This window comes from Burkholderia sp. YIM B11467, assembly GCF_052952715.1.
Map to the genome: position 1 here is coordinate 174,533 of NZ_JBQVSQ010000010.1, position 23,479 is coordinate 198,011.

At 66.9% G+C, this 23,479-nt stretch carries 23 protein-coding genes; 7 read left to right on the forward strand and 16 right to left on the reverse strand.

Translation table 11 applies throughout. The features are described 5' to 3' along the window. Positions 1-42: 42 nt before the first annotated feature. From ACTRWB_RS29560 to ACTRWB_RS29575, 4 genes are all read right to left on the reverse strand, one after another. Positions 43-798 (reverse strand): ABC transporter ATP-binding protein, encoded by a 756-nt coding sequence (locus ACTRWB_RS29560; protein WP_446903921.1) that lies wholly within the window; start codon positions 796-798, stop codon positions 43-45. After that, positions 798-2,582, reverse strand: coding sequence for a branched-chain amino acid ABC transporter ATP-binding protein/permease (locus tag ACTRWB_RS29565; RefSeq protein ID WP_446903922.1), 1,785 nt, complete (start codon positions 2,580-2,582; stop codon positions 798-800). Before ACTRWB_RS29565 ends, ACTRWB_RS29560 begins: the two co-directional genes overlap by 1 nt. A gap of 4 nt (positions 2,583-2,586) precedes the next feature. Continuing rightward, positions 2,587-3,642 carry a branched-chain amino acid ABC transporter permease gene (locus ACTRWB_RS29570; RefSeq protein ID WP_419685702.1) on the reverse strand — a complete coding sequence of 352 codons (1,056 nt, stop codon included), beginning with the start codon at positions 3,640-3,642 and terminating at the stop codon, positions 2,587-2,589. A gap of 199 nt (positions 3,643-3,841) precedes the next feature. Further along, positions 3,842-4,999 carry an ABC transporter substrate-binding protein gene (locus ACTRWB_RS29575; RefSeq protein ID WP_193097390.1) on the reverse strand — a complete coding sequence of 386 codons (1,158 nt, stop codon included), beginning with the start codon at positions 4,997-4,999 and terminating at the stop codon, positions 3,842-3,844. Between the two features lie 228 nt (positions 5,000-5,227). On the opposite strand from ACTRWB_RS29575, the gene ACTRWB_RS29580 reads away from it, so the two are divergent. Continuing rightward, positions 5,228-5,626 (forward strand): hypothetical protein, encoded by a 399-nt coding sequence (locus tag ACTRWB_RS29580; protein WP_446903923.1) that lies wholly within the window; start codon positions 5,228-5,230, stop codon positions 5,624-5,626. 494 nt (positions 5,627-6,120) lie between these two features. Here ACTRWB_RS29580 and ACTRWB_RS29585 read toward each other — a convergent pair whose 3' ends face one another. The 6 genes from ACTRWB_RS29585 to ACTRWB_RS29610 form a co-directional block, all read right to left on the reverse strand. Further along, positions 6,121-7,095: a branched-chain amino acid ABC transporter permease gene (locus ACTRWB_RS29585; protein WP_174418363.1), complete on the reverse strand. Its 975-nt coding sequence runs from the start codon at positions 7,093-7,095 to the stop codon at positions 6,121-6,123. Beyond that, positions 7,095-7,979, reverse strand: a complete 885-nt coding sequence (locus tag ACTRWB_RS29590) for a branched-chain amino acid ABC transporter permease (protein WP_059232805.1) — start codon at positions 7,977-7,979, stop codon at positions 7,095-7,097. The genes ACTRWB_RS29585 and ACTRWB_RS29590 overlap by 1 nt, the downstream gene beginning before the upstream one ends. A gap of 128 nt (positions 7,980-8,107) precedes the next feature. Next, positions 8,108-9,307 (reverse strand): ABC transporter substrate-binding protein, encoded by a 1,200-nt coding sequence (locus ACTRWB_RS29595; protein ID WP_193097388.1) that lies wholly within the window; start codon positions 9,305-9,307, stop codon positions 8,108-8,110. 78 nt (positions 9,308-9,385) lie between these two features. Beyond that, entirely contained in the window at positions 9,386-10,141 is a 756-nt protein-coding gene (locus ACTRWB_RS29600; protein WP_048247938.1) for an ABC transporter ATP-binding protein, read from the reverse strand. Beyond that, the gene (locus ACTRWB_RS29605; protein ID WP_021160426.1) at positions 10,138-10,917 is read right to left on the reverse strand and encodes an ABC transporter ATP-binding protein; all 780 of its coding nucleotides are present in this window, start codon (positions 10,915-10,917) and stop codon (positions 10,138-10,140) included. Before ACTRWB_RS29605 ends, ACTRWB_RS29600 begins: the two co-directional genes overlap by 4 nt. Positions 10,918-11,364: 447 nt before the next feature. Next, positions 11,365-13,050, reverse strand: coding sequence for a GMC family oxidoreductase (locus tag ACTRWB_RS29610; protein ID WP_446903924.1), 1,686 nt, complete (start codon positions 13,048-13,050; stop codon positions 11,365-11,367). A gap of 353 nt (positions 13,051-13,403) precedes the next feature. On the opposite strand from ACTRWB_RS29610, the gene ACTRWB_RS29615 reads away from it, so the two are divergent. Continuing rightward, entirely contained in the window at positions 13,404-14,303 is a 900-nt protein-coding gene (locus tag ACTRWB_RS29615) for a LysR family transcriptional regulator (protein WP_048247941.1), read from the forward strand. 162 nt (positions 14,304-14,465) lie between these two features. Then, positions 14,466-14,999 carry a class IV adenylate cyclase gene (locus tag ACTRWB_RS29620; RefSeq protein ID WP_129513353.1) on the forward strand — a complete coding sequence of 178 codons (534 nt, stop codon included), beginning with the start codon at positions 14,466-14,468 and terminating at the stop codon, positions 14,997-14,999. 51 nt (positions 15,000-15,050) lie between these two features. On the opposite strand, the gene ACTRWB_RS29625 is transcribed toward ACTRWB_RS29620, so the two are convergent. Continuing rightward, positions 15,051-15,536: an Lrp/AsnC family transcriptional regulator gene (locus ACTRWB_RS29625; protein ID WP_006408082.1), complete on the reverse strand. Its 486-nt coding sequence runs from the start codon at positions 15,534-15,536 to the stop codon at positions 15,051-15,053. A gap of 106 nt (positions 15,537-15,642) precedes the next feature. Here ACTRWB_RS29625 and phhA point away from each other — a divergent pair, with 106 nt between their 5' ends. Beyond that, positions 15,643-16,569: a phenylalanine 4-monooxygenase gene (gene phhA / locus ACTRWB_RS29630; RefSeq protein WP_446903925.1), complete on the forward strand. Its 927-nt coding sequence runs from the start codon at positions 15,643-15,645 to the stop codon at positions 16,567-16,569. Positions 16,570-16,632: 63 nt separating this feature from the next. Beyond that, the gene (locus ACTRWB_RS29635; RefSeq protein WP_264299658.1) at positions 16,633-17,010 is read left to right on the forward strand and encodes a 4a-hydroxytetrahydrobiopterin dehydratase; all 378 of its coding nucleotides are present in this window, start codon (positions 16,633-16,635) and stop codon (positions 17,008-17,010) included. A gap of 92 nt (positions 17,011-17,102) precedes the next feature. On the opposite strand, the gene ACTRWB_RS29640 is transcribed toward ACTRWB_RS29635, so the two are convergent. Further along, positions 17,103-17,333 (reverse strand): DUF3717 domain-containing protein, encoded by a 231-nt coding sequence (locus tag ACTRWB_RS29640; RefSeq protein ID WP_034183818.1) that lies wholly within the window; start codon positions 17,331-17,333, stop codon positions 17,103-17,105. Positions 17,334-17,454: 121 nt separating this feature from the next. Here ACTRWB_RS29640 and ACTRWB_RS29645 point away from each other — a divergent pair, with 121 nt between their 5' ends. Continuing rightward, positions 17,455-18,147, forward strand: a complete 693-nt coding sequence (locus ACTRWB_RS29645) for a response regulator (protein WP_006401494.1) — start codon at positions 17,455-17,457, stop codon at positions 18,145-18,147. Positions 18,148-18,265: 118 nt separating this feature from the next. Next, a complete protein-coding gene (locus ACTRWB_RS29650) occupies positions 18,266-19,750 on the forward strand; it encodes a sensor histidine kinase (RefSeq protein WP_446903926.1) in 1,485 nt (494 codons plus the stop codon). 146 nt (positions 19,751-19,896) lie between these two features. Here the strand turns inward: ACTRWB_RS29650 and ACTRWB_RS29655 are convergent, their stop codons facing one another. From ACTRWB_RS29655 to ACTRWB_RS29670, 4 genes are all read right to left on the reverse strand, one after another. Next, a complete protein-coding gene (locus ACTRWB_RS29655; protein WP_446903927.1) occupies positions 19,897-20,427 on the reverse strand; it encodes an SET domain-containing protein in 531 nt (176 codons plus the stop codon). Positions 20,428-20,606: 179 nt separating this feature from the next. Next, complete coding sequence (locus ACTRWB_RS29660) at positions 20,607-21,719, reverse strand: NADH:flavin oxidoreductase/NADH oxidase (protein WP_446903928.1); 1,113 nt, start codon at positions 21,717-21,719, stop codon at positions 20,607-20,609. Positions 21,720-21,929: 210 nt separating this feature from the next. Then, a complete protein-coding gene (locus ACTRWB_RS29665) occupies positions 21,930-22,640 on the reverse strand; it encodes a glutamine amidotransferase (RefSeq protein WP_446903929.1) in 711 nt (236 codons plus the stop codon). A gap of 28 nt (positions 22,641-22,668) precedes the next feature. Beyond that, complete coding sequence (locus ACTRWB_RS29670) at positions 22,669-23,307, reverse strand: MarR family winged helix-turn-helix transcriptional regulator (protein ID WP_043184842.1); 639 nt, start codon at positions 23,305-23,307, stop codon at positions 22,669-22,671. Positions 23,308-23,479: the final 172 nt, after the last annotated feature.

Here is a 23,479-nt window from a genome sequence, read left to right on the forward strand (position 1 = left end):
ACGTGAAACACGCCGCCCGTTTCCCGCCAACCGCTCGAACAATCAGGCCGTTTTCTTCGCCAGCCCGAGGTACGTCTCGATCACGCGCGGATTCTGCGCGAGTTCGGCTGCCGGCCCTTCCAGCGCAAATTCGCCCGTCTCCAGCACATAACCGTAGTCGGAGATCTGCAACGCGGCCCGCGCGTTCTGCTCGATCAGCAACGTCGCAACGCCCGTACCGCGCAACGCACTGATGATATGAAAGATCTCCTTCACGATCAGCGGCGCCAGCCCGAGGCTCGGTTCGTCGAGCATCAGCAGGTCGGGCTTGCCCATCAGTGCTCGCCCGACCGCAAGCATCTGCCGCTCGCCGCCTGACAACGTGCCGGCCGCCTGCTTGCGCCGCTCCTTCAGCCGCGGAAACAGCGCGAACACGTGATCGAGCTGGTCCAGGAAGTTCGCCTCCCCGGCCCGCTTGCGCCGATACGCGCCCAGCACGAGGTTGTCCTCGACCGTCATCGTGCTGAACAGCTCGCGCTTTTCCGGTACCAGGCACATCCCGCGCGCGACGCGCTGCTCGACCGGCAATGCGCCGACGTCGTTGCCGCGATACACGACCGCGCCCGACGCATGTCCGGTCACCGGCAGCGCCCCCATGATCGCGTTCAGCAGCGTCGATTTGCCGGCGCCGTTCGGGCCGATCACGCTGACGATCTGCCCCGCACCGACCTTGATCGCCGCACAGTGCAGCGCCTCCACCTTCCCGTACCGGACCGCCAGCCCGCGCACTTCAAGAATCGGCATCGTCGTGTCCGTCATCACTCCACCCCGCCCAGATACGCTTCGAGCACCGCCGGATCCTGCTGCACGTCCTGCGGCAGCCCTTCCGCGATCCGCGTGCCGAATTCCATCACCACCAGCCGGTCGGTGAGGTTCATCACGAAATCCATGTCATGTTCCACAAGCAACACGCTCATGCCTTCCGCCTTCAGCCGCCGCAACAGGTCGGCGAGCTGCTGCTTCTCCTGGTAACGCAACCCGGCGGCCGGCTCGTCGAGCAACAGCAATGTCGGATCGCAGCACAGCGCCCGTGCGATCTCGAGAATCCGCTGCTGCCCCAACGCGAGGCTGCCCGCTTCGTCGTACATGTGCTTTTCGAGCCCGACGCGGCGGATCTGGCGCGCGGCTTCGGCCAGCAACTGCGCCTCCTCGTGTGCATTGAGCCGCGCGATGCTGCGCCAGACGCCCGTATGGCCACGCAGATGTGCGCCGATCGCGACGTTCTCGAGCACCGTCATCGCCGGCAACAGCTTCACGTGCTGGAACGTGCGGCCGATGCCGCGGCGGACGATCTGGCGCGACGTGAGCCCGTCGATGCGCTCGCCGCGGAACGTGATCGTGCCGCTTGTCGGCTTCAGTACGCCTGTGACGAGGTTGAACGTGGTCGACTTGCCGGCACCGTTCGGGCCGATCAGCCCGATGATCTGCCCCGCCTTCACGTCGAAGCTGACATCGTTGACGGCCACGAGCCCGCCGAACTGCTTGCGTGCGTTGTCGACGACAAGCAGCGGCTCGCCGGCCGCGGGCCTCGCGCGCTGCGGCAACGGATCGGCGTGCTCGGGCACATGCGCGCGCGGCCCGCGCGGGAACAGCCTCGCGACGAACGGCCATACGCCCTGACGCGCGTACTGCAGCAGCAGCACCATCAGCACGCCGAACACGATGATCTCGAAGTTGCCTTCCGAGCCGAGCAGCTTCGGCAACAGCGTCTGCAGGTAGTCCTGCAGCACGGTGAGGATCGCCGCGCCGAGCACCGCGCCCCACACGTGCGACACGCCGCCGACCACGGCCATGAACAGGAATTCGATCCCGTGGTTCAGGCCGAACGGGGTCGGATTCACCGCGCGCTGCAGGTGCGCGTAAAGGAAACCCGACACGGCCGCGAGCACGGCCGCGTAGACAAAGATCACGACACGCATCCACGCGGTGTTCACGCCCATCGCCTCGGCCATCACACCGCCGCCGCGCAGCGCGCGGATCGCGCGGCCCGGGCGGCTGTTCAGCAGGTTCTGCACCGACACGATCGCGGCCAGCACGACGGCCCAGATCAGGAAGTACAGGCTGCGGCCGCTTTCGAGTGCGATGCCGAACAGGTTGAGCGCCGGAATCCCGTTGATCCCGTCGTATTTGCCAAGCAGTTCGAGGTTGCCGAACAGGTAGAACAGCGCGAGGCCCCACGCGATCGTGCCGAGCGGCAGGAAGTGCCCGGACAGCCGCATCGTGACCGCGCCGAGCACGAGCGCGACGAGCGCCGTCAGCACGACGCCGACGATCAGCGCGAGCCACGGCGACACGCCGTACCGCGTCGTCAGGAACGCGGTCGCATACGCACCGATGCCGACGAACGCGGCCTGCCCGAAGCTCGTCATCCCGCCGACGCCCGTCAGCAGCACGAGCCCGATCGCGACGATCGCGTAGAGGCCGATGTAGTTCAGCAGCGTGATCCAGTACTCGGGCACCTGCAGCACGCCCGGCAGCACCGGCAGCGAGAACAGCACCACGAGAAACACCCAGAAGGTCTTGTTGCGTACCATCGTCTTCATCGTGTCACTCCTCTTCCTCTTCCGCGTGCGGCGTCGCGAAGCTCCGCCACAGCAGCACCGGAATAATCAGCGTGAACACGATCACCTCCTTGTATGCGCTCGCCCAGAACGACGAATACGATTCGAGCACGCCGACGAGCAGCGAGCCGGCGGCCGCGAGCGGATAGCTGACGAGCCCGCCGATGATCGCGCCGACGAAGCCCTTCAGGCCGATCAGGAAGCCCGAGTCGTAGTAGATCGTCGTCAGCGGGCCGACGAGGATGCCGGACAGCACGCCGAGCCCCGCCGCGAACGTGAACGCGAGCCGCCCTGCGTCGGTCGTGCCGATGCCGACGAGCTGCGCGCCGAGCCGGTTCACCGACGTCGCGCGCAGCGCCTTGCCCGCGATCGTGCGGCCGAAGTACACATAGAGCGCACCGATCAGCACGAGTGCGGTGACGACGACCAGGATGCTCTGCACCGACACCGTCATGCTGCCGATCGACAGCGACGCATCCGAGAACCCGTTGGTGCGCGAGCCTTCCGCGCCGAACATCACGAGCCCGAGGCCGACCATCGCGAAATGGACGGCGACCGACACGATCAGCAGCAGCAGCGTCGTACCTTCGGCGATCGGCTGGTACACGAGCCGGTAGACGAACGGCCCCATCGGCACGACGATCGCAAGCGTCAGCGCGATCTGCGCGAGCATCGGCAACGGCTGCGCGGCAACGCTGCGCGTAATCGCGAACACCGCGAGCGGCAGCAGGATGTAGCGGCTGCCGAGCGTCGCGAGCGTGCGGCCGAGCTGATGGCGGCGTTCGCGATGCCGGATCAGGCCGCCGACTTCGAGCAGGAAGCACGCGATGCCCATCACGAATAAAAGCCAGCAGGTGGCGGGAAATTTCTGCGCCTGCAACGCTGCAAGCGTCAGCGCACCGTAGGCGACGAATTCGCCCTGGGGAATGAAGATCACCCGCGTGACGGAAAACACCAGCACGAGCGCCAGCGACAGCAATGCATAAATGGCGCCGGTCGTGATGCCGTCTTGCGCGAGGATCGCCGCAATCGAGAGATCCATACGTTTCGTGTATCGAGAATGTTGCGGAGAAACGGCGACGGGAACGGCCGGGATGCACGGACCGCAAGATCGGCGCGTCAGGCGCCACGCGGCGTGCCCGGTGGTTCCATGCGGCACGGGCGCGGCCCGTCAAGCCCGGCGCCCTGCCGACGGCGCGTGCGGCGCCGTTCGCGCCGCGCACGCCGGTTTCACGTGATGCTTACTCGGCCTGCAACTTCCACTTGCCGTCGACGATCTGCACCATCACGCGCGCACGCGTGTCGAAGCCGTTGTGATCGGTCGGCGTCATGTTGATCACGCCGTGCGACACGGGCAGATCCTTCACGCTTTCGAGCGACGCGCGCAGCGCTTCGCGGAACGCTTCGGTGCCCGGCTGGCCCTTCTTCAGCGCGTCGGGAATCGCACGCTGCAGCAGCAGCCCCGCATCCCATGCGTGGCCGCCGAACGTCGCCAGCGAGCCCGCGCCATAGGCCTTCTCGTACGCGGCCTTGTACCCGAGCGCCGCCTTCTTCACCGGATTCGAATCGGGCAGCTGGTCGGTCACGAGCACCGGGCCGGCCGGCAGGATCTCGCCTTCGCAATCCTTGCCGCACACGCGCAGGAAGTCGTTGTTCGCGACGCCGTGCGTCTGGTACACCTTGCCCTTGTAGCCACGCTCCTTCAGCGTCTTGGCCGGCAGCGCCGCCGGCGTGCCGGAGCCGGCGATCAGCACCGCATCGGGATTCGAGCCCATCAGCTTCAGCACCTGCCCCATCACCGACGCGTCGGTACGGTTGAAGCGCTCGTTCGACACGACCTTCAGGCCGTTCTTCGCGGCCGCCGCGTTGAACGTGTTGTACCAGCTGTCGCCGTACGCATCGGCGAAGCCGATGAAGCCGACCGTCTTCACGCCGTGCTTCGCCATGTAACCGGCGATCGCGTCGGCCATCAGCTGGTCGTTCTGCGGCACCTTGAACATCCACGCGCGCTTCGCGTCCATCGGCGCGATGATCTGCGCGCTCGCCGCGAGCGAAATCGTCGGCGTCTTGCCTTGCGACACGGGGTCGAGCATCGCGAGCGAGTTCGGCGTGACGGACGAGCCGATGATCGCGTCGACGTGGTCTTCGTCGATCAGCTTGCGCACGTTCTGCACCGCGCGGCTCGTGTCGGATGCATCGTCGAGCACGATGTACTGCACGCTCTTGCCCGCGATTTCCTTCGGCAGCAGCGCGATCGTGTTCTTTTCCGGAATCCCGAGCGACGCAGCCGGCCCGGTGGCCGACAGCGTCACGCCGATCTTCACCTGCGCCGACGCCGTTGCCGCCGCGCACACGAGGCCCGCGGCAAGCACGGCCTCCATCCATCGATTCATCTTCATTTACGTTGTCTCCAAACGCTGCTCGAAAAAGCCACGGGTCGCTCGGGCGGCTCCCGGTCCCCAAAACAAGTTAATAATTTAACTATCTCGCCTTGCCGCGCCTACGCTCGTTTTCCCGTGAAGCGGCGCGTGCGCGACAGCTCCCGGACGGCACCCCGCACGCACGCGCCGGATACCGGCCGGAGCGGTCGTTCGACCGCCACGATGCGCAGCGGCGGTGTCGTCCGGATGAAGGAAGCGAAGAAATGCGGAATCGCGCGGGCGATCGATGCGTGCGCAACGATGGTCGGAAGGTGCGTCGATCCGGCCTGGTGCGGCCAGGTACGCGAGCGGCGGACGATCGGAAAACCGGCGGCTCATGCGGATGCCAGCGCGGCTGCGGATACGGATGCGAACGCAACGACCCGGAATCGCGACGGAACGCCCATACAGGCTGCAGAACGGCTCGGGAAAGCCGCGATGGCACCACTCGCACCCCACGACGAACGAGCGGCGCCAGCCGCCCTTCCTGCCCCGATCCAACGTCCCGCGCTTCTCATCCAACCGTACTCCCTCTTCTGCATTCTGCTTGTAGGAGAACTGCCGACCGATATTCCCGACCGCACGGTCGGCGAAAGCCAAGTGTAACGGACGCTTTTCGCGCACGCCAACCGGGTAAGCCCGGACGGTATGCGCATGGCTGCGCGTCGTCTGCGAATGGATTGCGGAGAATGGAAAAGCGGAGGGACGCGTTGAAGCGCGGAAAATGCGCGGCGCGAACGGAGGCGTGGAACACGGCAATGGCGCCGCTCGATGCACCATCGACGCAAATTCGTGCACGCAAATGAAAAAGCGCTGTTGGATTCCGTCCAACAGCGCTTTGGGGTCCGGGCACTTTGTGCCTCGATTGTCTCCTCGTTCTCCACCTGCAAATTCGTTTCGCGGTGCATCAGAACTAGGACGAAGATTAAAGGACCTTTCACCGAGCGACAACTTAGCATTTACCCCTATGGTGCATCGCCGCACGAAAATGGGGCACCAGTCTGCCGCGCGGCGCCGGCCCGAGCCCGCTGCGGCACCCTTCCGAAGCGTCCCGGATGGTGCTTCGCATCAACGTGCACGCGACGCGTGCGGACCCGCGCTCAGGACGCCCTGAGCGGTTTGATCCGCGCGACCATTTCGCCGACGATGCCGCGCCGGAATGCCAGCACGCATGCGATGAAAATCAGCCCCGTGACGATCGTCGCCGATTCGCCGAGCGAGTGGAACCACGCAACGCCCGTCGTCGACGCGAGCCATTCGCCGATGTCGCCGAGCCGGTCTTCCAGCGCGACGATCAGCGCGGCCCCCAGCAGCGGCCCGAACAGCGTGCCCATCCCGCCGACGAGCGTCATCAGCACGACGAGGCCCGACATCGTCCAGTACGCATCGGAGAGCGTCTCGAAGCCCAGCACGAGCACCTTCAGCGAGCCCGCCAGCCCGGCGAGCCCGGCCGACAGGATGAACGCGAGCAGCTTGAAGCGATCGGTGTCGTAGCCGAGCGAGATCGCGCGCGCTTCGTTCTCCTTGATCGCGACGAGCACCTGGCCGAACGGCGAATGGACGACCCGCACGATGAACGCGCACGCGGCGACCACCACGGCCAGCACGACGTAGTACAGCGCGACGTCGTTCGACAGGTCGAGCAGCCCGAACAGGTGGCCGCGCGGCACGCCCTGCAGGCCGTCCTCGCCGTGCGTGAACGGCGCCTGCAGGTAGATGAAGTAGACCATCTGCGCGAACGCGAGCGTGATCATCGCGAAGTAGATACCCTGCCGGCGGATCGCGAACAGCCCGACGACGAGCCCGAGCAGCGTCGCGGCGACGGTGCCGACGAGCACGCCGAGCTCCGGCGTGAAACCGAGCGTCTGTATCGAGTAGCCGGTCGCGTAGCCGGCGGTCGCGAGGAACATCGCATGGCCGAACGACAGCAGCCCCGTATAGCCGATCAGCAGGTTGAACGCGGCCGCGAACAGCGCGAACGTGAGCACCTTCATCACGAACACCGGATACGCACCGATGAACGGCGCCGCGAGCAGTGCGGCGAGCAGCACGCCGTAGAGCACTTTTCTCTGCATCATTTTTCCTTGCCGAAGAGGCCCGCCGGGCGGAACAGCAGCACGATCGCCATGATCACGAACACGACGGTGGCCGACGCTTCGGGATAGAACACGCGCGTGAAGCCCTCGATCACACCGAGCAGCAGGCCCGTGACGATCGAGCCGAGGATCGAGCCCATCCCGCCGATCACGACCACCGCGAACACGGTGATGATCATCGGCTGGCCCATCAGCGGCGACACCTGGATCACCGGCGCGGCCAGCACGCCCGCGAACGCGGCGAGCGCGACGCCGAAGCCGTAGGTGAGCGTGATCATCATCGGCACGTTCACGCCGAACGCCTCGACCAGCTTCGGGTTCTCGGTACCCGCGCGCAGGTAGGCACCCAGGCGCGTCTTCTCGATCACGAACCACGTCACGAGGCACACCGCGAGCGATGCGACGACGACCCACGCACGGTAGTTCGGCAGGAACATGAAGCCGAGGTTGGTGGCGCCGGAAAGCTGCGACGGCACGTCGTACGGCTGGCCGGACGAGCCGTAGATCGACCGAAACACGCCTTCGACGACCAGCGTGAGGCCGAACGTGAGCAGCAGCCCGTACAGGTGATCGAGCTTGTACAGCCAGCGCAGCATCGAGCGCTCGATCGCGATCCCGAACGCGCCGACGACCAGCGGCGCCAGCACCAGCATCGCCCAGTACGGCAGCCCGAAATACGACAGGCCCATCCACGCGAGCATCGCGCCCAGCATGAACAACGCGCCGTGCGCGAAGTTGATCACGTTGAGCAGCCCGAAGATCACCGCGAGCCCGAGGCTCAGGATCGCGTAGAACGAGCCGTTGACGAGCCCGAGCAGCAACTGGCTCAGCATCGCCGGCAACGGAATGCCAAAGATTTCCATCGACTTAGCCGTCAGAATGAGTTTCGTTGCGTGCGCAACCTTCATGCATTGCGCACGCGGGCGGCGCAGCGGGCACATCGCCGCAGCCGCCACTGCGCGGCGCGCCCGCGCGCGCCGCTACGTCGCGCTTACTTCCACAGCGCGCAGCGCGTCTCCTGCTTGGTCCCGAACGCCTGCTCGCCCGGAATCGTCGCGAGCACCTTGTAGTAGTCCCACGGCTCCTTCGATTCCGACGGCTTCTTCACTTCCATCAGGTACATGTCGTGGATCATGCTGCCGTCCGTGCGGATGTAGCCCTTCGCGTAGAAGTCGTTGATCTTGATCTTCTTCAGCTCGGCCATCACCTTGTCGGAGTCGGTCGTGCCGGCGGCCTGGACGGCCTTCAGGTAGGTCGTCACCGACGAGTAGTCGGCCGCCTGCAGGCTCGACGGCATCTTCTTCATCTTGCCGAAGTAGCGCTGCGCCCACTGGCGCGACGCCGCGTCGCGATTCCAGTACCAGCTGTCGGTCAGCACGAGGCCCTGCGTCGTCTCGAGGCCCAGGCTGTGCACGTCGTCGATGAACATCAGCAGCGCGGCGAGCTTCATCGTCTTCGTGATGCCGAACTCCTTCGCGGCCTTGATCGAGTTGATCGTGTCGCCGCCCGCGTTCGCGAGGCCGAGGATCTGCGCCTTCGACGATTGCGCCTGCAACAGGAACGACGAGAAGTCCGACGCGGACAGCGGGTGACGCACCGTGCCGAGCACCTGGCCGCCGTTCGCCTTCACGACATCCGACGTGTTCTTCTCGAGCGCCTTGCCGAACGCATAGTCGGCGGTCAGGAAGAACCAGGACTTGCCGCCCTGCTTCACCACCGCCGATCCGGTGCCCTTCGCGAGCGCCATCGTGTCGTACGCGTAGTGGACGGTGTACGGCGTGCACTGCTCGTTGGTCAGCGTGTCGGCCCCCGCGCCGATGTTGATGTAGACCTTCTTCTTCTCGCCCGCGACCTGGTTCATCGACAGCGCCGTCGCCGAGTTCGTGCCGCCGACCAGCAGGTCGAGCCCGCCGCGATCCATCCATTCGCGCGCCTTCGACGCGGCGATGTCGGCCTTGTTCTGGTGATCGGCATAGACGACCTCGATCGGCTTGCCGAGCACCTTGCCGCCGAAGTCGGCGACCGCCATGCGGATCGCCTCGAGGCCGCCCTGCCCGTCGATGTCCGCGTAAAGCCCCGACATGTCGGTGATGAAGCCGATCTTCACGGTATCCGCGGCTTGGGCGGCGCCGGCAGTGAACGCGGCGGTCGCGAGCGCGAGACAAGCGTGTGCGAGGGTCTTCATTTTCATTGACGTCTCCTTGTTGTTCTGATGCGTTGTGGTTGTTCGAGGGCCGCCACGGCTAGCGGCAAAAGATACGGGGCGGCGTCACACCCCGAGCAGGTCGTGCAGGGTCGGCATCTTGCCTTCCAGTTCGGACGCACGGAAATGCTCGACGATCGTGCCGTGCTCCATCACGTAGAAGCGGTCGGCGAGCGGTGCGGCGAAGCGGAAATTCTGTTCGACCATCACGATCGTGTAGCCGCGCGCCTTCAGCGCGACGATCATCCGTGCGAGCGTCTGCACGATCACCGGCGCGAGGCCTTCGGAAATTTCGTCGAGCAACAGCAGGCTCGCGCCGGTGCGCAGGATCCGCGCGACCGCAAGCATCTGCTGTTCGCCGCCGGACAGCCGCGTACCCTGGCTCTGCCGGCGCGACGCGAGGTTCGGAAACATCGCGTAGATCTCGTCGAGCGACATCGCGTGTTCGCGCGGCCCGATCGGCGGCGGCAGCATCAGGTTCTCCTCGCACGACAGGCTCGAGAAGATCCCGCGTTCCTCCGGGCAGTAGCCGACGCCGAAATGCGCGATGCGGTGCGTCGCGAGGCCGATCGTTTCGTTGCCCGCGACCTTGATCGACCCGCTGCGGCGACCCGTGAGGCCCATGATCGCGCGCAGCGTCGTCGTGCGGCCCGCGCCGTTGCGGCCGAGCAGCGTGACGACCTCGCCGCGGTGCACCGTGAGGTCGACACCGTGCAATATGTGGGATTCCCCGTACCAGGCCTCCAGGCCCGTGATCTCCAGCGCGGGCGTACCGCTTTCGACGCCGCTCAATTCGCGTTCCTCCCGTTCGCTGTGCTTCATGCGTGCGCCCCCGCGAGCGCCGCGTCGGCGCTGCCCATGTAGGCCTCGATGACGAGCGGATTCTTCGACACCTCCGCATACGAGCCTTCGGCCAGCACCTCGCCGCGTTGCAGGACGGTGATCGTGTCGGAGATACCCGCGATCACGTTCATGTTGTGCTCGACCATCAGGATCGTGCGGCCGCTCGCGACCTTCTTGATCAGCGCGGTCACGCGATCGACGTCCTCGTGGCCCATCCCCTGCGTGGGCTCGTCGAGCAGCATCAATTCGGGTTCCATCGCGAGCGTCGTCGCGATCTCGAGCGCGCGCTTGCGGCCGTATGCGAGCTCAACGGTCGGTACTTGCGCGAAATCGGTGAGGCCGACCTGCGTGAGCAGGTCCATCGCGCGATCGTCGAGCCGCTTCAGCGTGCGTTCGCTGCGCCAGAAATGGAATTCGGTGCCGAGCGCGCGTTGCAGGCCGATGCGCACGTTCTGCAGCGCGGTCAGGTGCGGAAACACGGCCGAGATCTGGAACGAACGGATGATGCCGCGCCGCGCAACCTGCGCGGGCCGCTCGTCGGTGATGTCGATCCCGTTGAAGACGATCTGGCCGGCCGTCGGTGTCAGGAACTTGGTGAGGAGGTTGAAGCAGGTCGTCTTGCCCGCGCCGTTGGGCCCGATCAGCGCATGGATCGCGCCGCGACGCACACGCAGGTTGACGCCGTTTACGGCGGTGAAACCCCTGAATTCCTTCGTCAGTCCGCGTGTTTCCAGAATCGTGTCGCCGAGAATCATGTTCCCTTCCGTACGAAGTCAGGCGAAGCACCGGGAAGCGTGGCGCAAGCGCCCGCGAACAGGTCAGCGGATCGGCCGGCTGCCCCCGGGCGCCGTGGTACGCCTCGAGGGTGGTCTCCCGCGCCGACGCGTATGCACATTGCGCAACATTGTCGCGCCGTTGGTGCAGTGCAATCATCGGGATTTGCACTTATAGGGCTGGCCGCCATGCCGCATGGGCTGTGCACGGTTTTTCGCCACGCTTTTTTGACACGTGCATCATCGTCCGTTGACCATCCGCACGGCCCTGCTCGCGCAACGAAACAAGCCGCGCAACCGCGCGGCTTGCATGGATCTTGCCGTTCGAACCGCCGCAATCGACACGCGCGACGCAACGGCAGCTTGTTTCGCATATCGAATCAGCGGACGCCATCATGACGGCCCGCTGTCGTGCGCGTCAGCGTTCCGTCACGCGACCGTCACCGCCGCGTCGGTTCGCACCGTCGTCGCTTCGCGCGCCGCGCGGCGATCGGCACGGATCATGTCGCTCGCGCGTTCGGCGATCATCAGCGTCGGCGAATTGGTGTTGCCCGATGTAATGAACGGCATCACCGATGCATCGACGATCCGCAGCCCGGCGATGCCGCGCACGCACAGCCGGCTGTCGACCACCGCGCGTTCGTCATCGGCACGCCCCATCCGGCAGGTGCCGACCGGATGGAAGATCGTCGTGCCGACGGCGCCGGCCGCCTCGATCAGCTCGGCCTCGGTCCGGTACTGCGCGCCCGGCAGGATTTCCTCGGGACGGTAGCGCGCGAGCGCCGGCGCGGACGCGATCCGGCGCGTGAGGCGCAGCGCGTTCGCGGCGACATGGCGATCGTGCTCGGTCGACAGATAGTTCGGCGCGATCGCGGGCGCCATGCCCGGATCGGCGCTCGCGATGTGCACGCTGCCGCGCGACGTCGGCCGCAGATGGCAGACGGACGCCGTAAACGCGTTGAAGCTGTGCAGCGGCTCGCCGAAGCGTTCGAGCGACAGCGGCTGCACGTGGTATTCGAGATCGGGCCGCGTGAGCGCGGGATCGTCGGGATCGGATTTCGCGAACGCGCCGAGCTGCGACGGCGCCATCGACATCGGCCCGCGCTGCAGCAGCGCATATTCCGCGCCGATCATCAGCTTGCCCCACCAGTGCGCGGACAGCGTGTTGAGCGTGCGCACGCCTTCGACGCGAAACGCCATGCGCAATTGCAGGTGATCCTGCAGGTTTTCGCCGACGCCGGGCAGATCGTGCACGACGTCGATGCCGAGCGCCTGCAGCCGCCGGCCGCAGCCGACCCCCGACAGTTCGAGCAGTTGCGGCGAATTCACGGCGCCGGACGTCAGCAGCACTTCCGCGCTCGCCCGCGCGACGTAATCGGTGCCGCCGCCGTGATACTCGACGCCGACTGCGCGCCGCCCTTCGAAGATCACGCGCTGCGCCTGCGCGCCGGTGATCACGGTCAGATTCGGGCGCGCCATCGCAGGCCGCAGGAACGCCTTCGACGTATTCCAGCGCACGCCGCGCTTCTGGTTCACCTCGAAATAGCCGACCCCTGAATTGTCGCCGCGGTTGAAATCGTCGGTCGCCGGGATGCCCGTCTGCTGCGCGGCCTGCGCGAACGATTCGAGGATCTCCCAGCGCAGTCGCTGCTTCTCGACGCGCCAGTAGCCGCCCGCGCCGTGCGCATCGCTCGCGCCCGCGTGGTGATCTTCGCTGCGCTTGAAGATCGGCAGCACGCTGTCCCACGACCAGCCGGCGTCGCCCGTTTCCTGCGCCCAGCTGTCGTAATCCTCGCGCTGGCCGCGCATGTAGATCATGCCGTTGATCGACGAGCAGCCGCCGAGCACGCGACCGCGCGGATACGACAGCGCGCGGCCGTTGAGCGCCGCTTCGGGCTGCGTCTTGTACAGCCAGTCGGTGCGCGGGTTGCCGATGCAATACAGATAACCGACCGGGATATGGATCCAGTGATAGTCGTCCTTGCCGCCCGCTTCGAGGAGCAGCACGCGGATGTCGGGATCCTCGGTCAGGCGGTTCGCGAGCACGCAGCCCGCGGTGCCCGCGCCGACGATCACGTAATCGAATTCGCCTTCGAGCGTGCGTTGAGTAGTCACTTGTGTCTCCTGTCGACCCGAGTTAGCGCTTCAGCGCTTACTCGGGTCCCATGGCGTGGTTGGATGGAGTTAGCGCTTCAGCGCTTACTCCACCCCCACGGCGGTCGGCCCGAGTTAGTGCTTTAGCACTTACTCGGACCCCATGGCGTGGTTGGGTGGAGTTAGCGCCTCAGCCTTTCCTCCGGCCCATCCAAATCTCGTTGTTGTGTGCCGCGCGTCATTTCCAGCATAGTGCGTCGCGCGCCGCGCTTGCGCCCCCACGCGCCACGACCGCTGAAGCGTACTCCGGCAGCCGGCAGCCGATCCAATGAGTTATGCTGAACTGCGTTATAAGCCGCGCTCATATCACGACGATGGATCTCACCCTGCTCCGCGCGTTCGCGACGGTCGCGCGCGAAGGCAACCTGACACGCGCCGCCGCGCAACTGCACCTGACGCAGCCGGCCGTCAGCCTGCAGATCAAGCATCTGCAGGAAACGCTCGGCGTCGCGCTGTTCACGCGCACGTCGCGCGGCCTCGCGCTCACGCGCGACGGCCAGACGCTGCTGCCGCATGCGGAACGCGCGCTCGCCGCGGCCGCCGACGTGCAACGCGCCGCTGCTGCGCTGCGGCACGAAGTGCGCGGCCGGCTGCGGATCGGCACGATCCTCGATCCGGGCTTCCTGCGGCTCGGCGGCTTCCTGCGCGCGCTGGTCGAGACCCATCCGCAGATCGAGACGGCGCTGCGGCACGGGATGTCGGGCTGGGTGATCGAACAGGTGCGCGCGCAGGCGCTCGACGTCGGCTACTACATCGGCCGTCCGGGCGAGGACGACCCGCTCGACGGCGCACTGTTCCATACCGTCACGCTCACGCATTTCCAGTACCGCGTGCTCGCACCGGCCGGCTGGAAGGAGCGTGTGCAGCGCGCGCACGACTGGCGCGCGCTCGCCGCACTGCCGTGGATCTGGACGCCGCCGGCGTCCGCGCACCACCGGCTGTTGTCGCGGCGTTTCGCGAACGCCGGCGCGCAGCCCGTGAAGGTCGCCGAGGTCGACCAGGAGCAGTCGATGCTCGATCTCGTCAAATCGGGAATCGGGCTGACGCTCGCGCGCGACTCGACCGCGCTGGCCGAAGCGCACGCGCATGCGCTGACGATCGTCGAGCGCGTGACCGTGCCGACCGAACTGACGTTCGTGACGCTCGCCGAGCGGCGCGACGAACCGGCGATCGCGGCCGCGCTGCGGCTGATCGAAGCCCAGTGGGCAATATGAGCGGTGCTGATGAAGGCGCGACCGCCACGCACCGAGCGCCGGCGTCGCGCGCAACACGCGTCATCTCGCCACGCCCCCCGCCTGTCGTCACGCCACCATCCCCGCCTTTTTGCTAGATTGTGCGTTCGCACACCGCGAGATCCCTTATCGAAGGAGACCCGCATGGCCCGCAACATCGAGATCAAAGCCCGCGCCCGCGCATTCGACCAGCTGCGCGAACGCGCGGCAACGCTCGCGACCGAAGCGCCGCTGTTCTACCGCCAGCAGGATTTCTTCTATGACGTGCCGCGCGGCCGGCTGAAGCTGCGCCGCTTCGAGGACGGCACGCCGGCCGAACTGATCTTCTACCAGCGCGACGACCGCGACGGCCCGAAGGCGTCGTACTACACGCGCAGCCCGGTGACGAATCCCGACGCGATGCACGCGCTGCTCGCCACCGCACTGACCACCCGCGGGATCGTGACGAAGGAACGGCACGTATACCTCGCGGGCCGCACGCGCATTCACCTCGACCGCGTCGACGGCCTCGGCGACTTCATCGAACTGGAAGTCGTGCTCGGCCCCGACGACGACGAAGCCGGCGGTGAAGCCGAAGCGCACGACGTGTTCACGAAGCTCGGCGTGTCGCAGGACGATCTCGTCGCGGTCGCGTACGTCGACCTGCTGAACGCGGACACGCCGCACGAGGCCGCCTGATCCGGCCCTGCCGGCGGCGCAGTACGCGCCGCCCTCAGCCCCGGTGCCACGTCACGCGGCGCCGGGCGCCAGGTGCGCGAGCGGCAGTGCGCCGTTGCGCTTGAAGGTCGTCAGCACGATGTTCGAGCGCACGCTGTCGACGCCCGGCACGCGCATCAGCTTCTTCATCACGAACTGCGACAGCGCGTTCAGGTCCGGCGCGACGATCCGCAGCAGATAATCGGCATCGCCCACCACCGCATGGCATTCGAGCACTTCGGGCAGCACGTCGATCTGCTGCTGGAACTGCTCGATGATCGAATCGCCATGGTGTTTCAGCTTCAGGCTCGTGAACGCGGTCACGCCGAGCCCGAGCTTTTCGGGGCGCAGCATCACGCGGTAGCCTTCGATCACGCCCGCCGCCTCGAGCCGCTGCAGCCGCCGGCCGATCTGCGACGGCGACAGCGGCACCTCCTCGCCGAGCTGCTGATGCGTCGCGCGACCGAAGCGCTGCAGCACGTCCAGCAGCGCGAGATCGAAGTGATCGAGTTCCAGCATGAGCATTCTCCGCATTGATTCGTGATTTGATGCGTGATTATCGCATCATCCGTCGAATCAACGCCAATATTGCGCCCATTCCGCGCGCAGGCCGCTCTACACTTGCATGGTTCCCAACCACAGCGTGCAGAGCCTGATCATGTCCACCGTCGTCACCGCGAAACTGCAGGAGCAGTTCGACGCGGGCCTCGAAACCCGCGCGGATTTCACCATCGACCAGCCGCTGACCCGCTACGGCCAGGTCGACCATGCGGTGTGGAAGCAGCTCTATGCGCGCCAGTCGGCGCTGCTTCGCGCTCGCGCGTGCGATGCGTTCGTCGCGGGGCTCGGGAAGATCGACCTGCCGGCCGATCGCGTGCCGTCGTTCGCCGACGTGAACCGCCAGCTGAAGCCGGCAACGGGCTGGGAGATCGTCGCGGTGCCGGGCCTCGTGCCCGACCGCGTATTCTTCGAGCACCTCGCGAACCGGCGTTTCCCGGTCACCTGGTGGATGCGCCGTCCCGACCAGCTCGACTACCTGCAGGAACCCGACTGCTTCCACGACCTGTTCGGCCACGTGCCGCTGCTGATCGACCCGGTGTTCGCCGACTACATGCAGGCATACGGCCGCACCGCGCTCGCGGTTGCCGACGACGAAGCGGCGCTGGCGCGGCTCGCGCGGCTCTACTGGTATACGGTCGAATTCGGGCTGATCCGCGACCCGCGCGGCACGAACGGGCTGTCGATCTACGGCGCCGGGATCGTGTCGAGCAAGGGTGAAAGCCTGTACAGCCTCGAAAGCGCGGCGCCGAACCGGCTCGGCTTCGATCTCGAGCGCGTGATGCGCACGAAGTACCGGATCGATACGTTCCAGAAGACCTACTTCGTGATCGACGATTTCGCGCAGCTGTTCGCGCTCGCCGATGTGGACGGCCGCGCGCTGGCGGACCGGCTGGCAACGCTGCCCGAATTCACGGCCGGCGCGGTGCTCGCGACCGACCGCGTGCTGCACCGCGGCACCGGCGAAGGCTGGCCCGACGACGCCGACGCGTGACACGCAAGGGCGCGCCGCATTCCGGCCTCCGTCCCCGGATGCCCGTCCCACAACTATGAAACAATGACCGATGCCGGCTGCACCGCGCGGCGCAGCCGCGCGCGGGCGCCGTTACCGAACGAGAGGTGCAACATGATCCACAAGCTCACATCAGAAGAACGCAAGACCCGGCTCGAAGGTCTGCCGCTCTGGACGGCCGTGCCGGGCCGCGATGCGATCCAGCGCAGCCTGCGCTTCGCCGATTTCAACGAAGCCTTCGGCTTCATGACGCGCGTCGCGATCAAGGCGCAGGAAATGAACCACCATCCGGAATGGTTCAACGTGTACAACCGCGTCGACGTCACGCTGTCGACCCACGACGCCGACGGCCTGACCGAACGCGATATCGAACTGGCGCTGTTCATCGACCGTGCCGGCGCGCACGCGCACCCGGCCGCCTGAGGCCTCCCTCTACCGCCGCGCATCTTTCGATGCGCGGTGCGTCAACTTTTCATTTCGATGAACGTTTTCTAGGATGTAGTCAGCGAAAGCCTTCAGCTTTCCAAGCCATCCTTAAGGCGCACGTAAGTCTCGTACGCTTTCCGCGCCTTGGGGTCCAAACCTTCCAGTTGCAGCGCGCTTTCGCGCTGTACAATCAGCAGCGCATACGGCTTGGAGAGCGCGCTGGCCTCTTCGCAGAGTTTGAGTTCGTCGCCGCTCGACGGCGAGCGGGCGCGCCAGAAATTGATCGCGGCTTCAAGGTCGTTGATCGAGATATCGGACATGATTGGATTTAATCGTTCGCTGGCCGCCACGCTTGATGTCGTTGATGCGGCGCCCCTGTGGAAACGGCGTCGTGCTGTCCGCGTGCCTGAACCGCCAACCCATTGTACTTGAGCGAACTTCATGCGACTCCTTCTGATCGAAGACGACCGCCCCATCGCACGCGGTATCCAGAGCAGCCTCGAGCAGGCTGGCTTCACCGTCGACATGGTGCATGACGGCATTTTTGCCGAACAGGCGCTGGCACAGAACCGCCACGAACTCGTGATCCTCGACCTCGGCCTGCCGGGCATCGACGGGATGACGCTGCTCACGCGCTTCCGCCAGACCAACCGCCACACGCCCGTGATCGTGCTGACCGCGCGTGACGAGTTGAACGACCGGATCCAGGGCCTGAATTCGGGCGCCGACGACTACATGCTCAAGCCGTTCGAGCCGGCCGAGCTCGAAGCGCGTATCCGCGCGGTGATGCGCCGCAGCGGCCCGCACAGCGACATGCCGCGTCCGGAAGTGTCGCTCGGCGGCGTCCGCCTGTCGGGCGTCGACCGCCGCATCTTCAACGACGACAAGCCGCTCGAACTGTCGCCGCGCGAATTCGCGGTGCTCGAGATGCTGCTGCTGCGTCACGGCCGCGTCGTCAGCAAGGCCCAGTTGCAGGATCACCTCACGCACTTCGGCGGCGATCTCGGCGACACCGCGATCGAAGTCTACGTGCACCGCGTGCGCAAGAAACTCGAGCAGTGCCGTGTCGAAATCGTCACGGTGCGCGGCTTCGGCTACCTGCTGCAGGAAATCCGCCAGACGGCGAGCGTCTGAGCGGCGCCGCACGCCGGCCGGCCGCGTGCCGCCGGCGTCCGCGCCCTGCCCCGCGTCGTCGCCCGGCGCACGACCGCGCCGCTCCCCGTGAGCGGCGCTTATCCATTTGCCCGTCGAAATGTCTCCTGATCCGGCTGTGACCACCAGCCTGCGCCGCTCGCTGCTCCGGCGCCTCGCCGCGCCGCTGTCGATGCTCGCGCTGATGAGCGGCCTGATCGCCTACTGGCTCGCGTGGCAATACACGCAGCACGTGATCGACCGCTCGCTCGCCGATCTCGCGACCGCCATCTCGAAACAGATCCAGATCGCCGGCCCCGACGCGCCGTTCACGGTGCCGCCGCTCGCGCAGGCGATGTTCTCCGATCCCGCCGAAGCGCTGATCTACCGGATCAGCGACGGCGAACAGGAACTCGCCGGCGATCCGAAGCTGCCGCTGCAGGGCATCAACGTGCGCCGCATGCATCACGCTTACGTGTTCGAGGCCGAGTACGACAACCGCGCGGTGCGGGTCGCGCAGGTGCGCGTCGACGACGTCGAGGGCGGCAAGCCGATGGTCGTCGAGGTCGCGCAGCCGGTGCGGCACCGCTACCGGATCGCGGCCGAATTCCTCGTCGCGATCATGATGCCGCTGCTGCTGCTGCTGCTCGCGGGCTGGGGCATCGTCTGGCGCGTCGTGAACCAGCAGCTCGGCCCGCTCACGCATCTCGCCGATTCGCTGAACCGGCAGACCCACACGTCGCTGGAGCCGGTCGACGAAACCGAAGTGCCGCTGGAGATCCGGCCGCTGACGAGCGCGATGAATGCGCTGCTCGGCCGCCTGAAGACCGCGCTCGACGCGCAGCGCAAGTTCATCGCCGATGCCGCGCACCAGTTGCGCACGCCGCTCACGGCCGTGAAGCTGCATGCCGAGCAGGCGGCCGTCGCGCGCGATCCGCACCAGACCTTCGCCGCGGTGCGCGAGCTGCGCGCGGCCGCCGACCGCGCGGTGCGGCTGTCGAACCAGCTGCTGTCGCTCGCCCGTGCGGAGCCGGGTGAACAGGCCGCGCGTTTCGTCGACGTCGACCTCGCGGCGATGGCGTTCGAGACGGGTGCCGAATGGGTGCCGCGCGCGCTCGCGTCGCATGTCGACCTCGGCTTCCAGCGCAGCGACGACCCCGGCGACGACCATAAGCTGACCGTACGCGGCAACCCCGTGCTGCTGCGCGAGGTGATCGCGAACCTGCTCGACAATGCACTGAAATACGTGCCGCTCGCGCGGCCGGACGGCGCGCGGATCACGGTGAACGTCGCGCGCGGCGCACTCGAAGGCGGCCAGCCGGCCGCCGAGATCGTCGTCGAGGACAACGGCCCGGGCGTCCCCGCGAACCAGCAGGCCGACCTGTTCAAGCGCTTCTTCCGCGGCGATGCGCAAAGCGGCAACGGCGTCGAGACCGGCGCCGGGCTCGGTCTCGCGATCGTGCACGACATCATCGCGATGCATGGCGGCACCGTGTCGTACGAGGATGCGTCGGGAGGCGGCTCGCGCTTCGTGGTGAGGGTACCGCTCGCCGCGCACACGGAGAAGCCGGCCAGCGAAACGCCGGCGGCCGCATCGACGCACTGAGTTGAGCGATAACCGGGTGATTTACGACGGGCGGGCGACCGTTGGCCGGCTCGCCCGCCGGATCAAGAAGCAGGAACAACGGCTGCGCAGCGCGGCAACCGTCCGCTGAATCGGCAGCGGCAGCGCACGATGTGCCGCCGCCTGCGTTACTTCCTGCTTTTCTTGTCCTTCGATTTGGACTCGGACTTACCGTCCTTCTTGTCCTTCTTCTTTTTCTTCTTTTCGCTGTCGTCCGACGTCGCGAGCAGCGTGCCGCGGCACGCGGCCGCGCCGCAATGGCACGCGTATTCGCGCTTCAGCGTCTTGGTCAGCTTCGCGTCGATCACGAGGCCGTAGTCGTAGAACAGCTCCTCCTCCGGCCCGATGTCGCGCAGCGCGTGGATGTACACGCGGCCTTTGACTTCCTCGGCTTCGCAGTTCGGCGCGCACGAATGGTTGATCCAGCGCGCGCTGTTGCCGTCGATCTTGCCGTCGATCACGCCGCCTTCGTCCAGTGCGAAGTAGAACGTATGGTTCGGCTCGCTCGGGTCGTGCGGATGGCGGCGCAGCGCTTCCTTCCACGAAATTCGTTCGCCCTTGTATTCCACTACGCGCTCGCCGGCCTTGATCGGCGCCACGGCGAACACGCCCTTGCCGTGTACTCCCGAGCGGCGCACCGCGATCCTGCGTGAACTCATCGAACGAATCCTTGTGAAGACGAATGAATGGAAGACGGCCGCGACCGCGGCCTGGCGTCGCGCAAAACGAAAACGCGGCACCGGGTGGTGCCGCGTCGGGGCATGCGGCGAATCACCCGCATCCTACACGTTCACGATTGCTTCGTTCAACATCGCGCGCAATATTGCGCGCTTGACGCTCAACGCTGGCCGAAGGCGATGTCGCCGAACAACGCCTTGTGCTCGCGCGGCTGCGAGCGCCAGTACTGCGGCGGCGCCGTCACCTGCGCGCCGAGCTCGGCCGCCGCGTGCCACGGCCAGCGCGGGTCGTACAGCATCGCGCGCGCCATCGCGACGAAATCGGCATCGCCGGACTCGATGAGCCGGTTCGCATGCGCGGGCTCGTTGATCAGGCCGACCGCGATCGTCGGCATGCCGACCGCGCGCTTCACGGCCTGCGCGAACGGCACCTGGTAGCCGGGCGACAGCGGAATCTTTTGCAGCGGCGATACGCCGCCGGACGACACGTCGATCCAGTCGCAGCCGCGGCGCTTCAGTTCGTGCGCGAATGCGATCGTGTCGTCGAGCTCCCAGCCGCCTTCGACCCAGTCGGTCGCGGATACGCGCACGCCGACCGGCCGATCGTCCGGAAACGCCGCGCGCACGATCTCGAAGATCTCGAGCGGAAAACGCATCCGGTTTTCAAGCGAGCCGCCGTATTCGTCGGTGCGCTGGTTCGCGAGCGGCGACAGGAACTGGTGCAGCAGGTAGCCGTGCGCCGCGTGCACTTCGATCGCGTCGATGCCGAGCCGCGCCGCGCGCTTCGCGGCGGCCGCGAACGCAGCGCGGATCCGGTTCAGGCCCGCGGCATCGAGCGCGAGCGGCGGCGTCTCGCCGTCCTTGTGCGGCACGGCCGACGGTCCGTGCGGCAGCCACCCGCCGTCGGCGACCGACACGAGCTGACCACCCTCCCACGGCGCGGCGCTCGACGCCTTGCGCCCCGCGTGCGACAGCTGCATCGCGACGGGAATCGGCGAATGCTTGCGGATCGCGGCCAGCACCGGCGTCAGCGCGGCTTCGGTCACGTCGTCCCACAAGCCGAGGTCGCCATGCGTGATGCGCCCGTCGGGTTCGACGGCAGTCGCCTCGATGCAGAGCAGCCCTGCGCCGGACAGCGCGAGATGGCCGAGGTGAATCATGTGCCAGTCGGTCGCTTCGCCGCGCTCGGCCGAATACTGGCACATCGGGGAGATCACGATCCGGTTCGGAAGAGTCACGCCGCGCAGCGTGAACGGGGAAAACAGCGCAGTCATGGAGGCCGCTCGCCAGGAAAGGGAAAGAGCGGACCAGCGTAGCACGCAGTCTTGAAGCCTGCAGTTGGCGTGCGTGGCAGTAAGCGGATGGTCAGGTGCGGCCGGCAGCTTGCCGGCGATGCTGGAAATGCGAGGGACGCAGCGACACGCCGGCCTGCAACGGATGCAGGCCGGGCAACAGGTTTGCGGCGACCGGCGCCGCCCGCGACGTCAGAGCCCGACGCTGTCGAGCCACTCCGCGAACATGCGCCGCGCGGCCGTCTCGAGCACGGGGCCATGCTGCGCGGTATCGGTGCGCAACTGGCGCGCGTCGATGCCGGGCGTCGCGGCGATTTCGCCCGCGTTCCCGATCAACCAGGGTTCGAAGCGGTCCGTGCGGATTTCCGGATGACACTGCAGCGCCAGCACGTGCTGCCCCCACGCGAATGCCTGGTGGCGGCACGCCGGCGTCGACGCGAGATGAATCGCACCGCCCGGCAGGTCGAACGTGTCGCCATGCCAGTGCAGCATCGACGTCGCCGCGCCATCGAGATGGCGCAGCGGCGACGCGCGGCCGGCATCGGTGAGCGTCAGCGGCGCCCAGCCGAGTTCGTGCTGCGCAGCCGGATAGACGCGCGCGCCGAGCGCACGGGCGATGAACTGTGCGCCGAGGCAGATGCCGAGGATCGGCAGCCCCGCGTCGATGCGCTGGCGCACGAGCGCCGCGAGCGGCGCGATCGTCGGATACTGCGCATCGTCGTACACGCTGAGCGGCCCGCCGAGCACGACGAACAGCGACGGCGCGAGCGGGTCGAGCACCTCGACCCGCGACGACCCGACATCGACGTAGCGCACCCGCCGGCCCCGTTCGCCGAGCACCTGCTCGAAGCTCCCGAGATCCTCGAAATGCACGTGGCGGATCGCCACGACTTCAGCGTTCATCATCGGCCTCCCGGTCGATCGACGGACGTCAGCCGGCGAAAATCTTCCAGGTCTTCTTCTGCGTCGCCGCGTCGGCCTCTTCCTGCACCGAGCAGTCGAGACGCAGGTCGCTGTCGGACATCGAGATGTCGAGCGCCGCGCAGTGATGCACGGTCTTCTTCGACAGCTTGCCCGGCTGGAAGTGGGCGCACGTCACGCACATGCGCTGCGGCGGCGTCGCACCGGCCACCTGCAGTTCGCGCAGCGTCTTCAGCAGCGCGCGATACAGTGCGCCCTGCTCGTCCGCGCCGAGCTTGCCGACCGCTTTCGTCAGGAATTCCGGCCATTGCAGCGCCTTCTTCGCGGCCGTACGGCCACGGGCCGACAGGCGCACGGCCAGCGCGCGGCCATCGTCCAGCGCACGGCGCTTCTCGACGAGCCCCTTCGTCTCGAGCGTGCTGACCGCATCGCTCGTGGTGGCCGCGGTGAGCTGCGTCTCGCGCGCGATCTCGCCGAGCCGCATCGGACCCTTGCGCTGCAGCAGCAGCACGAGAATCTCGCCCTGCGTCGGCGTGAGGCCCGCGCCTTCCGCCCAATCCCATGCCTGGCTTCGCATGGCCGTACTCAACCGCAGCAGGCTGTGGGTGACACGTCCCGAAGCCTGGTTCCCGTAAACGCCTTCGCTCATAGTCTTTTCGCTTTGCCGCCGCCCGGATTGCCGAGCGGCCGTAGTGTGGAGATCGAATGTCTATCTCAAAACAGACGCACTCTTGCGAGTGCGTCAGCACGGCCGTCGCGAGGCACACGCGGCGGTCGCGTTCGCGGCGACCGGTGAGACACGCGTCGTTCCGGTGTCCGCA